13 protein-coding genes are annotated in these 12,893 nt (G+C 69.4%); 6 read left to right on the top strand and 7 right to left on the bottom strand.

Going from position 1 to position 12,893, the window contains the following annotated elements; all coding sequences use genetic code 11:
- The first annotated feature begins 8 nt into the window (after positions 1-8).
- The 4 genes from AB7M35_RS06285 to AB7M35_RS06270 all read left to right on the top strand — a co-directional run bounded on the left by AB7M35_RS06285 (position 9) and on the right by AB7M35_RS06270 (position 1,939).
- Positions 9-410: an SUF system Fe-S cluster assembly protein gene (locus tag AB7M35_RS06285; RefSeq protein WP_453958128.1), complete on the top strand. Its 402-nt coding sequence runs from the start codon at positions 9-11 to the stop codon at positions 408-410.
- Positions 411-449: 39 nt separating this feature from the next.
- Positions 450-824 carry a Fe-S cluster assembly scaffold SufA gene (gene sufA, locus AB7M35_RS06280; protein ID WP_453958126.1) on the top strand — a complete coding sequence of 125 codons (375 nt, stop codon included), beginning with the start codon at positions 450-452 and terminating at the stop codon, positions 822-824.
- A 4-nt stretch (positions 825-828) separates the two neighbouring features.
- Positions 829-1,494, top strand: coding sequence for a thiaminase II (tenA, locus tag AB7M35_RS06275; RefSeq protein WP_453958124.1), 666 nt, complete (start codon positions 829-831; stop codon positions 1,492-1,494).
- A gap of 82 nt (positions 1,495-1,576) precedes the next feature.
- On the top strand, positions 1,577-1,939 hold the full coding sequence (locus AB7M35_RS06270; protein WP_453958123.1) for a TfoX/Sxy family protein: 363 nt from the start codon (positions 1,577-1,579) through the stop codon (positions 1,937-1,939).
- Positions 1,940-2,100: 161 nt separating this feature from the next.
- On the opposite strand, the gene AB7M35_RS06265 is transcribed toward AB7M35_RS06270, so the two are convergent.
- From AB7M35_RS06265 to AB7M35_RS06255, 3 genes are all read right to left on the bottom strand, one after another.
- Complete coding sequence (locus AB7M35_RS06265) at positions 2,101-2,610, bottom strand: hypothetical protein (protein WP_453958122.1); 510 nt, start codon at positions 2,608-2,610, stop codon at positions 2,101-2,103.
- A 162-nt stretch (positions 2,611-2,772) separates the two neighbouring features.
- Positions 2,773-3,873: a diguanylate cyclase domain-containing protein gene (locus tag AB7M35_RS06260; RefSeq protein WP_453958120.1), complete on the bottom strand. Its 1,101-nt coding sequence runs from the start codon at positions 3,871-3,873 to the stop codon at positions 2,773-2,775.
- Positions 3,874-4,009: 136 nt separating this feature from the next.
- Positions 4,010-5,701: a DEAD/DEAH box helicase gene (locus AB7M35_RS06255; protein ID WP_453958118.1), complete on the bottom strand. Its 1,692-nt coding sequence runs from the start codon at positions 5,699-5,701 to the stop codon at positions 4,010-4,012.
- Between the two features lie 214 nt (positions 5,702-5,915).
- Between AB7M35_RS06255 and AB7M35_RS06250 the strand changes: the two genes are divergently transcribed.
- Both AB7M35_RS06250 and AB7M35_RS06245 read left to right on the top strand, forming a co-directional pair.
- Positions 5,916-7,505 (top strand): gamma-glutamyltransferase family protein, encoded by a 1,590-nt coding sequence (locus AB7M35_RS06250; protein WP_453958117.1) that lies wholly within the window; start codon positions 5,916-5,918, stop codon positions 7,503-7,505.
- Between the two features lie 294 nt (positions 7,506-7,799).
- A complete protein-coding gene (locus AB7M35_RS06245) occupies positions 7,800-7,931 on the top strand; it encodes a hypothetical protein (protein ID WP_453958115.1) in 132 nt (43 codons plus the stop codon).
- 21 nt (positions 7,932-7,952) lie between these two features.
- On the opposite strand, the gene AB7M35_RS06240 is transcribed toward AB7M35_RS06245, so the two are convergent.
- The 4 genes from AB7M35_RS06240 to AB7M35_RS06225 all read right to left on the bottom strand — a co-directional run bounded on the left by AB7M35_RS06240 (position 7,953) and on the right by AB7M35_RS06225 (position 12,893).
- Positions 7,953-8,921, bottom strand: coding sequence for a LysR family transcriptional regulator (locus AB7M35_RS06240; protein ID WP_453958114.1), 969 nt, complete (start codon positions 8,919-8,921; stop codon positions 7,953-7,955).
- A 96-nt stretch (positions 8,922-9,017) separates the two neighbouring features.
- Positions 9,018-9,632: a sarcosine oxidase subunit gamma gene (locus tag AB7M35_RS06235; RefSeq protein WP_453958112.1), complete on the bottom strand. Its 615-nt coding sequence runs from the start codon at positions 9,630-9,632 to the stop codon at positions 9,018-9,020.
- A complete protein-coding gene (locus AB7M35_RS06230; RefSeq protein WP_453958111.1) occupies positions 9,625-12,630 on the bottom strand; it encodes a sarcosine oxidase subunit alpha family protein in 3,006 nt (1,001 codons plus the stop codon). Before AB7M35_RS06230 ends, AB7M35_RS06235 begins: the two co-directional genes overlap by 8 nt.
- Entirely contained in the window at positions 12,627-12,893 is a 267-nt protein-coding gene (locus tag AB7M35_RS06225) for a sarcosine oxidase subunit delta (protein WP_453958110.1), read from the bottom strand. The genes AB7M35_RS06230 and AB7M35_RS06225 overlap by 4 nt, the downstream gene beginning before the upstream one ends.

Here is a 12,893-nt window from a genome sequence, read left to right as displayed (position 1 = left end):
GAGCCGGAATGAATGAAACGACGCTCGATTCCGCTCCGGATGCGGCCGTGGACGACGTAACGTCCGAAAACGGGCAGGTCTCGACCATCCCGGCGGAAGAACTCGACCGGCTGACCGACGACATTATAGCGTCTCTAAAGACGGTCTATGATCCGGAAATACCGGTCGATATCTACGAACTCGGTCTTATATACAGGATCGACATCGACGACAGTCGCACCGTCGACATCGACATGACGCTGACGGCGCCCGGTTGCCCGGTGGCGGGCGAAATGCCCGGCTGGGTGGAGAACGCCGTGTCCACCGTCGAGGGCGTCGGCGACGTGCGGGTGAAGATGGTCTTCGATCCGCCGTGGGATATGAGCCGGATGTCCGACGAGGCGCGCGTCGCGCTCGACTTCTTTGGATAGTTCCGGGCAGACGAGTTGGGTTTGCTGGAGAGTGAAGTCATGGCCGTAGCAAGACCGAAGCCGCAGGTGATCACCCTGACCGACGCCGCCGCCGAGCGCGTGCGCGAGATCATGGGCAACGCCGACAAGCCCGTCGCCGGGCTGCGCATTGGCGTCAAGAAGGGCGGCTGCGCCGGCATGGAATACACGATGGAGTACGTCGAGGAGGCCAAGCCCTCCGACGACTGCGTCGAGGACAAGGGCGTGCGCGTCTTCGTCGATCCGTCGGCGGTGCTGTTCCTGCTCGGCACCCGCATGGATTTCAAGGTCGACAAGCTGCAGGCGGGCTTCGTGTTCGAGAACCCCAACCAGGTGTCGGCCTGCGGCTGCGGCGAATCCGTCGAGCTGAAGCCGGCCACGCTCGAAGACGCCTGATCCCATGGACGTCTTCGACCGCCTGAAGGACGAGGCGGCCGATGAATGGGCGGCCTATGTTGGCCACCCGTTCGTGGAAGGCCTTGGCTCCGGCGAGCTCGACGAGGGCGCCTTCAAGCACTACCTCGTCCAGGACTACCTGTTCCTCATCCAGTTCGCGCGCGCCTATGCGTTGGCCGCCTACAAGGCGACCACGCTGGACGAATTGCGCACCGCCGCCCGCGGTGTTTCCGCCATCGTCGAGACGGAGATGGACCTGCACGTGCGCATGTCGGCCCGCTGGGGCCTGACGCGCGACGATCTGGCCGAGGCCGTCGAGGCCCGCGCCACCGTCGCCTACACGCGCTTCGTGCTCGACACCGGCCAGCGCGGCGATCTCCTCGATCTCTACACGGCACTTTCCCCCTGCATGCTCGGCTACGCCGAGATCGGCGCCAATCTCTCCGAGGTGCCCGGCGCGCTCGGCTCGGCCAACCCGTACCGGGAATGGGTGGCGGAATACTCCGGAGCTGCCTTCCAGGCGGCCGCCGGCGAGGCCCGGGCCGCCCTCGACAAGCTCGCCCGGGACCGGCTCACCGAGGCCCGCTGGCCCGACCTCGTCGACATCTTCCGCCAGGCCACCCGGCTGGAGGCGGAGTTCTGGGACATGGGCATCACGCTGTCCCAGTAGCGCGCGCTGGCGCCGCGGTGTGACCGCTGGCATCATCCGGTAACACCCGGAGACGCCGGCCGCGTGAGCGCAGGATCGCCCGTTGCTCGATCAGGATTATCTGGAAGATCTTTTCGCCCCGTTCGGGCCGGTCACCGTCCGCCGCATGTTCGGCGGGCAGGGGGTGCGCTTCGGCGACCTGATGATCGCGCTCGTCGCCGGCGGCGTCGTCTATCTGAAGGCGGATGCCGAAACCGTGCCGCGCTTCGAGGCGGCGGGCTCGGCCCCGTTCGATTACGACCGCAAGGGCAAGTCGGTCAGCCTGTCGTTCTGGCGGTTGCCGGAAGAGGCGGTCGACGATCCGGACGCCCTGCGGGAATGGGCGGAGCTGGCGCTCGGCGCTGCCCACCGCTCGGCGGCGAAGAGCCCGCCCCGTAAGCCCCGAAAGAGCAGGCGAATATCCTGAGCGCCCCCGCCGGGATCGCTCTGCTCGCAGCCTCCGCTCGGAGGGCCCGGCGGTCGGCTGGCAGTCGCGCGCTGGTTTCGTGAATCCCAGTAGAGGTGCGGGATTTTCCAGCCGGGATGATCTGTGGGTCCAGCCCGGGAGTCTCCAGGATGGACCGCATCTTAATCCTCAAGCAAATATATATAGTGGTGATTTTCTGTCAGTGCCTTCTCAGGCCGAACAATACATAATGCATCATCGCCGTCTACATACATGCAGCGAACAATATTCTTTCCGCTGACGAAGTGGCCGTTTCGAAGTTCACTATGATGAACTCGTTTAGGCTTGCGTCCCGCCTGTGCCAGGCCAGTCTCGATTGAGTCTGCGGTTTCGTCGCACCAGTCTTCAACATCTTCAAAGACGCGACAGTCGATACGGATTACACCACGAACCATTGTGACAGCCGGGGTGTCACGGCCCATGCGTTTCGCTTTTGCTTGATCGTAGCATGTAAAGTGAGCCGATGTCTTCGAATACTCACGTTCCACGCATTTGAAATTGAACCATTCACTTAGATTTCTGGCTGTTTCCGCGATCGTATGTTCAAGGCTAACCGGCCCGTACCGCATCGTTCCAGCCTGCGCTGACGGAACAAGAAATAGGAACACGAGTGCAGTCAGAAGAATTTTCATCACCGCCCACCAAAGCAAATCCTTTGGCAGCATAGTTCCGCGGTCAGCAGATTATCAAGGCTCCCGAGAGATCGTAAGTTCACCGGCCGGCCGATCATGGCGCTTGGACCTGCCATGCGCCGACGTTTGCCCCGCATTATTCAGCGGTGGCAGGCTAAGACATCAGCGCACGTTGAGAAGTGTGCGGATCCGCGCGTACTGATCCTCGATGGGCCGGTTGGCGCGGGCGGGATCGGCCGGCGGCAGCATCTCCGGATCGGTCTCGCAGACGACCCGGCTCTCGCCGCTGCGCGCGGCGACGGTAAGGCAGCGGTCGGCAAGCGCGATGGCCTTCGCAGGATCCTCGTCCGCCATCAGCGAGACGGCGGCGGACGCGAAGATGACCTTCGCGTTGCCGTGCATCTCCGCCAGGTCCTTCTTGGCCTCCAGGCTGCGGCGCACCGCCTCGGCGATGGAGACCGTCTGGCGCAGCGTCACGCCCGACAGGATCAGCCCGATGGTCTGGGCATCGTAGCGGTAGACGGGGCCGAGCTTCTCGAACACCCGCGTCAGCGCCACCAGCATCACCGCCTGCATCGGCGAAATCAGCAGGTCGTTCTCCGCCTTCGCCTCGCCGGGCCGGCGGCACGACGACAGGAAGATGGTCTGCGGGCCCTTCTTGGCGTCCGGGTGCAGCCAGCGGCGTCGCACGTCCTTGGAGAAGGCATGGCGGTTCGGCAGCTCGGAGAGCTTGTCGAAGGGGGTTGCGCGGACGGACGGAGCCTCGGGCGCCGTCTCGACGGGGCGCGGGCGGGGCTGCGCGAAACGCCCGTCGGCAGGGGAATGGGGCGCGGCCGGACGCGACAGACGGATGGGGGAGACGGGGGGCGCGGCATCGGGAGCCGTCCGGCGAGCGTCGGACAGGTTCTCTGGGGCGCGGGGAAGGCCGTGGAGGGCGTCGGAGACGGCGCCCCGGGTGGCGGCAGCCATGGCGGGCGCGACGGCGCTGCGGCCGGGTTCAGGGGCCGGCTCGGCCGCCATCCGCGCCGCCGCCGGCGGCTCCGCGGGAAGCAGCATCAGCAGCCGGTCGATGTCGTCGCGGGTGATGTCCTGGCCGCGGCCGTCCATCCGGTCGATGTAGCCGGTGACGACCGGGTCTTCCTGGGTGACGTAGGCGAACCAGACGCGGAAGGTGTCGGCATCGACCGAGAAGCCGCGCCGGTGCGCTTCCTGGATGGCCATCCGGGCGAGCGAGATCGACGTATCGGTGGCGGCGTTGATCAACTCGAGTTCCCCATCACGCGGTCGAACGGCTCAACGCCGTGCGACGGTCCTGGGGAACTGTCCTAAATCTCGGTTAACCGCGGGTTAACCGGCGGGACTCTGCGAGCGGAAAAGGGGAGTGAGAGCCCTTCGGCCCTCAGTCCACCAGCGTGTCCGAGGTGTTGTCTTCCTCGCCGCCGTCCTCTTCGTCGGTGGACGGCAGGGGTGCCGGGCTCGGGCGCACGGGCCGGAGCAGGAAGGCGGGCACGAACTCGCTCTCGCCGAACACCGGCTCGCTCTCCTGGCGCGACCGGCGTCCGCCGCCGCGCTGCTGCTGGGAGGAGCGATCCCGCGAGGTGTCCCGGGGAGCCGGGGCGCTGCGCGCGGCGGGTGCCGCCGGCGCAGGGGCAGCGGCAGCAGGTGCCGGCGGGGTCGGAGCGGCGGCCTGCTCCTTCTGGGGAGCGGCCTCCGACGATCCCGAGGATCCGGAAGATCCGCCGCGCGAGCGACGCCGCGACCGCGGAGCGGCCTCCGGCTTCGCTTCGGACTTGGTGTCGGCGGCAGGTTCGGTCGTCGTCTCGGCGGGTTTCGCCTCGGCGGTCTCGGCAGCCTCGGCCTGTGCCGGCTTGGCGTCGCCATCCCGGCCGCGACGGCTGGAAGACCCGCGGCGGCGGCCCGAAGTGCCGCGCGACGCCGGAGCGTCGTCGTCGGCTGCCGGAGCGGCCGGCGCATCGCCTTCCCAGGGAATCTTCTTGCCGATCAGCTTTTCGATGTTGTCGACGGCGCGCTTGTCGCCCGGCGTCACGATCATCTGGGTCGTTCCGGCGCGGCCGGCGCGGCCCGTGCGGCCGATGCGGTGGACGTAGTCTTCCGGGCTGTGCGGAACGTCGTAGTTGAAGACGTGGCTCACCGCCGGAATGTCGAGGCCGCGGGCCGCCACGTCGCTGGCCACCAGATAGGTCAGCGTGTTCTTGCGGAAGCCATCGAGCATGTTGGTGCGGGAGCGCTGGTCCATATCACCGTGCAGCGCGCCGGCGTTGAGGCCGTGGCGCTCCAGCGAGCGGGCCACGACGCCCACGTCGCGCTTGCGGTTGCAGAAGATGATCGCGTTGGTCAGGTCCTTCGCGTCCTCGATCAGACGGCGAAGCGCGGCGCGCTTGTCCTTCGGATCATCGCGGGAGGCGACCAGGGTCTGCGTCACGTTCTCGGCGGTCGAGGACGGCGCGGACACTTCGACGCGGGCCGGGTTCGTCAGGAACTTGTCGACGAGATGCTGGATCTCCTTCGGCATGGTCGCCGAGAAGAACAGCGTCTGGCGCGTCGGCGGCAGCAGCTTGCAGATCCGCTCGATGTCCGGGATGAAGCCCATGTCGAGCATCCGGTCGGCCTCGTCGATGACGAGGATCTCGATGCCCTGCATCAGCAGCTTGCCGCGCTCGGAATGGTCGAGCAGCCGGCCCGGCGTCGCGATCAGCACGTCGACGCCGCGCGCCAGCTTGCGGTTCTGTTCCTCGAAGGAAACACCACCGATCAGCAGCGCGATGTTGATCTTGTGATTTACGCCATAGCGCGAAAAGTTCTCTTCGACCTGGGCCGCGAGCTCGCGGGTCGGTTCCAGGATCAGCGTGCGCGGCATGCGCGCCCGGGCGCGTCCCTTTTCAAGGAGCGTCAGCATGGGCAGCACGAAGGACGCGGTCTTGCCGGTGCCCGTCTGCGCCAGTCCGAGAACGTCGCGCCGTTCCAGCACGTGCGGAATCGCACCGGCCTGGATGGGCGTCGGTTCGGTGTAGCCGGCCGCGAGAACGGCGCTCAGCACTTTTTCGCTCAGTCCGAGCGTTTCAAAACTCATGTGGGTGGGTAATGCCACTTTCTGCCGCTTGGTCAAAGAAAACGTCGGGAAAAGTGACCTGCGGCTGGTTGGTCACATGCTTACCTAAGCATCTGGCAGGTGTTGTCAACGTGATCTGCGAGATTTTCGGCCTTTCGAGGCCAGAACAAGAAGGGGTGGCGCAGCCGCGCATCACATATCAAAGTGCGCCCAGCCGAATTGAGGAGAATGTTTGATGCACTTTGATCCGACCGCCCGCTACCCCTCGCGGAGGTCTCCGGTCTTCGCCGGAAACGTCGTTGCCACCTCCCAGCCGCTGGCCGCCCAGGCCGGTCTGTCGATGCTCGCGAAGGGCGGAAACGCCGTCGATGCGGCGCTCGCCGCCGCCATCACGCTGACCGTCGTGGAGCCGACCGGCAACGGTCTGGGCAGCGACGCCTTCGCGATTCTGTGGGACGGTTCGGAGCTGCACGGGCTCAACGCGTCGGGCCCGGCGCCGGCCGGGTGGACGCCGGAGCGATTCGCCGGTCGCAACACGATGCACTTCCGCGGCTGGGAAGCCGTCACCGTGCCGGGCGCCGTCTCGGCGTGGGCCTCGTTGTCGCAGAAGTTCGGGCGGCTCGATTTCGCCGACCTCTTTGAACCCGCCATCCGCTATGCGCGCGACGGCTTCGTGGTCACGCCGATCATCGGCAAGCTCTGGGGCCTCGGCGCGCGCGAACTCGCGAGCCAGCCCGGCTTCGCCGAGATGTTCATGCCCGGCGGTCGCGCCCCGGAGGCGGGCGAGCTGTTCCAGGCGCCCGATCTCGCGCGCTCGCTGGAGCTGATCGCCGGCAGCGGCGGCGAGGCGTTCTATCGCGGCGAGCTGGCCGGCAAGATCGCCGCCCATTCCGCCAGCTGCGGCGGCGCCATGACCGAGGCCGACCTCGCCGGCTACAACGCCGAATGGGTGGGAACCATCGGCATGGACGCGTTCGGCGTGTCGCTCGAGGAGATCCCGCCGAACGGGCAGGGCATCGCCGCGCTGATGGCGCTCGGCATCCTCGACACCCTCGATCTCGGCTCCGAGCCGGACAGCGCCCAGTCGCTGCATTTCCAGATCGAAGCGATGAAGCTGGCGCTCGCCGACCTCGCGGCCTATGTCGCCGATCCGGCGCACATGAAGGCCGTCTCGGCCTCCGACCTTCTCGACAAGACCTATCTTGCGGGGCGCGCCAAACTCATCGATCCGGGCAAGGCGCAGACCTTCGATCCCGGCAAGCCCCAGGACGGCGGCACGGTCTACATCTCCGCCGCCGATTCCGACGGCATGATGGTGTCGTTCATCCAGTCCAACTACGCCGGCTTCGGCTCGGGCGTCGTGGTGCCCGGCACCGGCATCAGCCTGCAGAACCGCGGCGCGGGCTTCAGCCTCGCCGAGGGCCATCCCAACCAGGTCGCCCCCGGCAAGAAGCCGTTCCACACCATCATCCCGGGCTTCATCATGAAGGACGGCGCACCGCTGACCTCGTTCGGCGTCATGGGCGGGCCGATCCAGGCCCAGGGCCACGTCCAGATGGTGCTGCGGATGGAGAAGTTCGGCCAGGACCCGCAGACGGCCATCGACGCGCCGCGCTGGCGCGTGCTGGACGCCAAGCGGGTCGCCATCGAGCCGGACATCGGCAAAGAGGCGCTTTCGGGCCTGGAGGCGCTCGGCCACGAGGTCACCTTCGACGCGCCGGGCGAGGCCTTCGGCTTCGGCGGCGCCCAGGCGATCCGGCGCCTCGCCTCCGGCTACGTCGCCGGCTCCGACCACCGCAAGGACGGCCAGGCCGTCGGCTTCTGACCGCCGGGTCTTAAGCGCTCTCCTCCAATAGAGCCGGCCGGGTGGCATACCCGGCCGGCTTGGGCCCTTGGTCTTCCCCGATTGCCGGTTGGATCCGCCATTCCGTGACGGCCGTCACGGTACCGTCCGGCACGAAGTTGCACTGTCATCCCGATGCTTCGACGGCGCGCTGCCGGGACGGGGCTCGGACGCACCTCGGGACCGTCGCAAGTCTGGCATCAGACCTGCATGGTTAACGTCCGATCGCAGCGATCGGACGGGGACGACCCGAGGGGCAAGCCGGTGGAGGATGTCATGGGTGCGGATTGGGACTTGGGCCAGGAGATCACGGCGCTGATGGAACGCGCCCGCCAGACGGCCGACGACAAGGCCGCCGCCCCGGCCGGCCACGACGGGCGCACCGACGCGGGATCGCAGCGCCGCTGACCGCCGGACCAGTTCCGGCCTCTATCGATCCGACGCGATCGAGAACAGCTTGCCGGTCCAGGGCAGGGCGGCCGCCAGCGACGGCCGCACCGTGTCACCCAGGATGCGCCGCAGCTCCTCCGCGATCCGTCCGGCGAGGTCGCCGGGATCGTCGGAGCGCCCGAACAGCGCCATGGTGCGGGTGAACGTGCCGCGCGGCATCTCCGCCACCTCCAGCCGTTCCAGCCGGTAGGCCTCCTGGGCGAGGCAGAGCGGCGTCGTCAGCGACCACCCCATCCCGTCGGCCACCGCCGAAAGCTGCCCCGTCGCGGTGTCGAACTCCGTCCGGTTCGGCAGGTCGAGGCCAAGCCGGCTCACCTGCCGCTCGATCTGGCGACCAATGGACGAGCGCAGCGTGTAGCGGATGAACGGCAGCCGCGCCGGATCGGGGAAGCCGCTGGCCGGCAGCGTCTCGCCCTTCGGCAGCACCACGACGAACGGCTCGGTGCAGATCTCGTGGCGGGTCACCCCGTCGAGCCCGTCCAGCTCCTCGCCGGCGGAGACGACGAAGTCCACCGCCCGCGACAGCAGCGCCGCGTGGTGATCGGGCGAGATGCCCGACCAGATCCGCCAGCGCTCCGACAGGCCGGCCAGCCGGCGCACCAGGGCCGGCCCCGTGGTGCCCGCCATGCTCTCCGCCATGGCGAGCGTCGTGCAATCGCGCGGCCGTTCCGCCACGCCGCGCAGCGCCGCCAGCGCCCCGCCGGCCTCGCTCACCAGCGCGCGTCCCCGTTCGAAAAGCAGCGTGCCGGCGCCGGTCAGCGCGATCGGCCTGAGCGACCGGTCGAACAGCGTCGCGCCGACCGCCTGTTCCAGGCTGGCGATGGTCTGGGAGACGCCGGACTGGGTCATGCCCAGCCGCTGGGCGGCCGGCGTCATGCCGCCCGCCTCCACCACGGCAAGGAAGACCCGCAGCGCCTTGAGGTCGAAGCCGGTTGGAAAATCGGTCACGTCGGCGCGGATCCCGGAGATGCGGTGGCCGTCATCCTGCTTCGGATTCGCGGCCGCGATCAACCGGCATGCCGAGTGCGCCGCCGGCCCCGTGCCTCACGCCTCGGCGGCCGCGCCCACCGGCAATCCCGCCGGCGCCACCGTCGTCCAGCCGAACTCCCGGGCCGCATCCGTCAGCCAGTCGGCGAACGACACGGCGAAACTGGTGAGCACGTAGAGGTCGAACACGTCGTCGGCGCGCCGGAGCACCAGGCAGCCCATGTGGTGGATCGAGGTCTGGGCGAGGCGGCCGGGCGGAAAGGCCGCTACCGAGAAGTCGATCGCCGCCGCCTTCGCCATCAGCGCCTCGACGGCCGGCCCGGTGATCCGGACGCCCGCCCGCGCATGGGAGAGGTCGGCCACCGCACCGACGGCGCCGGGCACCGCCGCGGCGACATCGGCCACGGTGTCGTCCGAAAGCACCAGGTAGCGCCCCGGCGCGATGCGCCCGCACAGCCGGCCGCCGCTCTCGGTGAAGGACTGACCCTCGGGAAGGTGGATGCCGACGGGCGCCAGCGCGGTGGCGAGTTCCGCCCGCCTGCCGGGCCATGCCTGCACCTGCGCCGACGCGGTCCCGACGATGGGGGCGATGGTGATCGGCGCCGCGGTCCGTCGCCCGCCGCTGCGGCCGGCATCCAGGTGTCCGCCGAACGGATCTCTCGGATCAGCCATGGAGGCGTTCTCCCTCAGGGTCGAAGAAATGCGGCGAGATGACCTCGACGGCGACGGGATCGCCGCCGCGGATCGGGTCGACCACCGTCAGCCGCTCGCCCGTCCGGCCGCCGCCGGACACCAGTGCCAGCGCGATGTGATGGCCGAGCGCCGGGGAATAGGTGGGCGAGGTCACGTGGCCGAGGCTGGTGACGCCCTCCGGCATGGTCTCGCTGATCACGTGCGCGCCGGTCCGCAGCGGCCGGTCGTCGAGCGGCCGCAGCCCGACCATGACCTTGCGGTCGGTGGCGGTCATCGCCGGCCGGTCCATCAGCGCCTTGCCGACGAACGCCTTCTTCGACGACGCCATCCGCCCCAGGCCGAGATCGGCGAGCGTCGTCCGGCCATCGAGCTCGGGGCCGGAGACGTGGCCCTTCTCGATCCGCAGCGTGCCCAACGCCTCGGTGCCGTAGGCGATCAGCCCGAACGGCTGGCCGGCATCGTGGATCGCTTCCCAGACCGCCAGCCCGTCGCGGGCGCCGCAATGCACCTCGTACGCAAGCTCGCCGGAGAACGAGAGGCGCGCGACAAGCACCTCGGCGTCGCCGACGCGGCCCAGGCGCACGCCCATGTAGGGCGTCCCGGCGTCGGAGAGGTCGACGTCGCTCACCACGCACTCCAGCACCTCGCGGCTCTCCGGCCCGGCGATGGCGAGCCCCGCCCACTGGTCGGTGGCCGACGCGACGGCGACCCGCAGCTCCGGCCAGTCGATGGCGAGATGGCGCTCCAGCTTCGCCAGCACGCCGGCGGCGTTGGCCGTCGTGGTGGTCATCAGGAAGTCGTCGTCGGCAAGCCGCCAGGTGGTGCCGTCGTCGTAGACGAACCCGTCCTCGCGCAGCATCACGCCGTAGCGCGCCTTGCCCACCTCCAGTTTCGCGAAGCCGTTGACGTAGACCCGGTTGAGGAAGTCGGCCGCGTCGGGACCCTGCACGGTGATCTTGCCCAGCGTCGACACGTCGACGATGCCGACCGCCTCGCGCACCGTCCGCGCCTCGCGGATGTAGGCGTCGGTGACGCTCTCGCCGGGCCGCCGGTAGACGCGCGGGCGCATCCATGCGCCGGTGGCCAGCATGTCGGCGCCGTGGTCGACGTGCCAGTCGTGCATCGGGGTGCGGCGGACGGGGCGATAGTGGCTGCCCACCTCGCGGCCCGCCAGCGCACCCAGCGACACCGGGGTGTAGGGCGCGCGGAAGCGCGTGGTGCCGACCTCGGGGATGGAACGGCGCTCGGCTTCGGCCATCAGCGCCAGCGCGTTCATGTTCGAGGTCTTGCCCTGGTCGGTGGCCATGCCCAGCGTCGTGTAGCGCTTCAGGTGTTCCACCGAGCGGTAGCCCTCCTGATGCGCGAGCTTCACGTCGGACACGGTCACGTCGTTCTGGAAGTCGACGAACGCCTTGCCGCGCGCCTTCGGGCTCCGGATGGCCCGCACCGGCATCGACGGCGTTCCCGACGGCGCATCGGGATCGTCCACGGCCGGCCCTTCGGTGGCGGGCCGGTCGATGCCGAGTGCCGAGAGGGCCTCGCCCGCCGCCCGCGCGCCGTCGGCCAGGATGTCGGCGAGACCCGCCTTTCCGGCCACCGCTCCGGCGGCGATCCACGCCTCCCGCGGCGTGCCAGGTACGAACGCATCGATCTCGGCCCGCCAGACGGGCGGTCCGCCGGCTTGGCTCGCCAGATGCAGCGTCGGCGTCCAACCGCCGGAAACGGCCAGCACGTCGGCCGAGATCGCCTCGCGCCAGCCGTCCTTCGGCTGCCCGGCCGCGTCGGCGCGGGCAAGGTGGATCTGCCGCAGTCCCTTGCCGCCGGTCACGTGGCTGACCACGGTGCCCGCGTGCAGGGCGATGCCGTCGCTGGCGATCCGGTGGGCGAAGGCCTGCGGCGGCTGCGCCCGGGTGTCGATCACGGCGCGCACCTCCACGCCCGCGGCCAGCAGCATCTCGGCCGTCCGGTAGATCCCGTCGTTGGTGCCGGCGACCACGGCCGAGCGGCCGGGCGCGACGGCGTAGCGCGCCAGATGGCGCTCGACGGCGGAGGCCAGCATCACGCCCGGCAGGTCGTTGCCGGCGAAGACGAGCGGCCGCTCGATGGCGCCGGTCGAAAGCACCACCCGGCCGGCGTGGATCGTCCAGTGCCGGTGCCGTGGCAGATCGGGACCGCGCTCCGCGAGGTGATCCTGCACGCGCTCCACCGCGCCCAGCACGTTGCCGTCGTAGTAGCCGTACACGGTGGTGCGGGTGAGAAGCCTCACGTTCTCCATCGCCGCCAGCTCGTCGATCGCCGCGCGCATCCAGGCGAGCGCCGGCTGGCCGTCGAGGGTGGCGCGGCTTTCGTAGAGCGAGCCGCCGAAGGACGCCGTCTCGTCGGCGAGCACCACCCGGGCACCCGCCCGGCCGGCGGTCAGCGCGGCCGTAAGGCCCGCCGGTCCGCCGCCGACCACGAGGACGTCGCAGAAGGCGTTGGTCTTCTCGTACCGGCTCAGGTCGGCATCGGCGCTCGCCGCGCCAAGGCCCGCCGCGCGGCGGATGAACGGCTCGTAGAAGTCCCACGCCTTGCGGCCCGGCCCCATGAAGGTCTTGTAGTAGAAACCGGCCTTAAGCCCCGGCGAAAGCAGCGAAAGCGGCAGCGACATGAAGTCCAGCGACAGCGATGGCCAGCGGTTCTGGCTGACCGCGCCGAGCCCCTCGAAGATCTCGGCCATGGTCGCCTGGATGTTCGGCTCGCGGTCGGCGCCGCTGCCGAGCGTCATCAGCGCGTTCGGCTCCTCCGGTCCGGCGCCCAGCAGGCCGCGCGGCCGGTGATACTTGAAGGATCGCCCGAACAGCGTGTGGCCGGAGGCGAGCAGCGCCGAGGCCAGGGTGTCCCCGGCAAAGCCGGTTTCCGCGCGGCCGTCGAAGCGGAAGGAGACCGGGCGGGCGCGATCGATCAGCGCGCCGCCTTCGGCAAGCCGGAACCCGCTCATGCGTTGTCTCCCGCCGGCGACGCGAGGCGCGCGCTCTGGATCTCGTGGGTGGTGGTGTCGCGCTCGACGCGGATGAAGGCGCGGCAGCCCTGGATGTGGTGCCAGAGCTCGGAATGAGGCCCGCGCGGGTTCTCGCGCTGGTAGACCGCGGCGAACCAGGTGTCCGCGTCGGCATCGAGCGGCGGGCGAACCACGGTCGCGTCGCCCTCGTAGGTGAATTCGCTCACCGAGCGGGGGCCGCAGATGGGGCAGGGGACTCGCAT

Source organism: Amorphus suaedae (assembly GCF_053629675.1).
This window is presented reverse-complemented; position numbering and strand designations above follow the sequence as displayed.

Bases quoted from the DNA above. Each gene is read 5' to 3' on its own strand.
- AB7M35_RS06285 (WP_453958128.1), top strand. From the start codon at position 9: ATGAATGAAACGACGCTCGATTCCGCTCCGGATGCGGCCGTGGACGAC.
- sufA (WP_453958126.1), top strand. From the start codon at position 450: ATGGCCGTAGCAAGACCGAAGCCGCAGGTGATCACCCTGACCGACGCC.
- tenA (WP_453958124.1), top strand. From the start codon at position 829: ATGGACGTCTTCGACCGCCTGAAGGACGAGGCGGCCGATGAATGGGCG.
- AB7M35_RS06265 (WP_453958122.1), bottom strand. From the start codon at position 2,610: ATGAAAATTCTTCTGACTGCACTCGTGTTCCTATTTCTTGTTCCGTCA.
- AB7M35_RS06255 (WP_453958118.1), bottom strand. From the start codon at position 5,701: ATGAGTTTTGAAACGCTCGGACTGAGCGAAAAAGTGCTGAGCGCCGTT.
- AB7M35_RS06250 (WP_453958117.1), top strand. From the start codon at position 5,916: ATGCACTTTGATCCGACCGCCCGCTACCCCTCGCGGAGGTCTCCGGTC.
- AB7M35_RS06245 (WP_453958115.1), top strand. From the start codon at position 7,800: ATGGGTGCGGATTGGGACTTGGGCCAGGAGATCACGGCGCTGATGGAA.
- AB7M35_RS06235 (WP_453958112.1), bottom strand. From the start codon at position 9,632: ATGGCTGATCCGAGAGATCCGTTCGGCGGACACCTGGATGCCGGCCGC.
- AB7M35_RS06230 (WP_453958111.1), bottom strand. From the start codon at position 12,630: ATGAGCGGGTTCCGGCTTGCCGAAGGCGGCGCGCTGATCGATCGCGCC.
- AB7M35_RS06225 (WP_453958110.1), bottom strand. From the start codon at position 12,893: ATGCGAGTCCCCTGCCCCATCTGCGGCCCCCGCTCGGTGAGCGAATTC.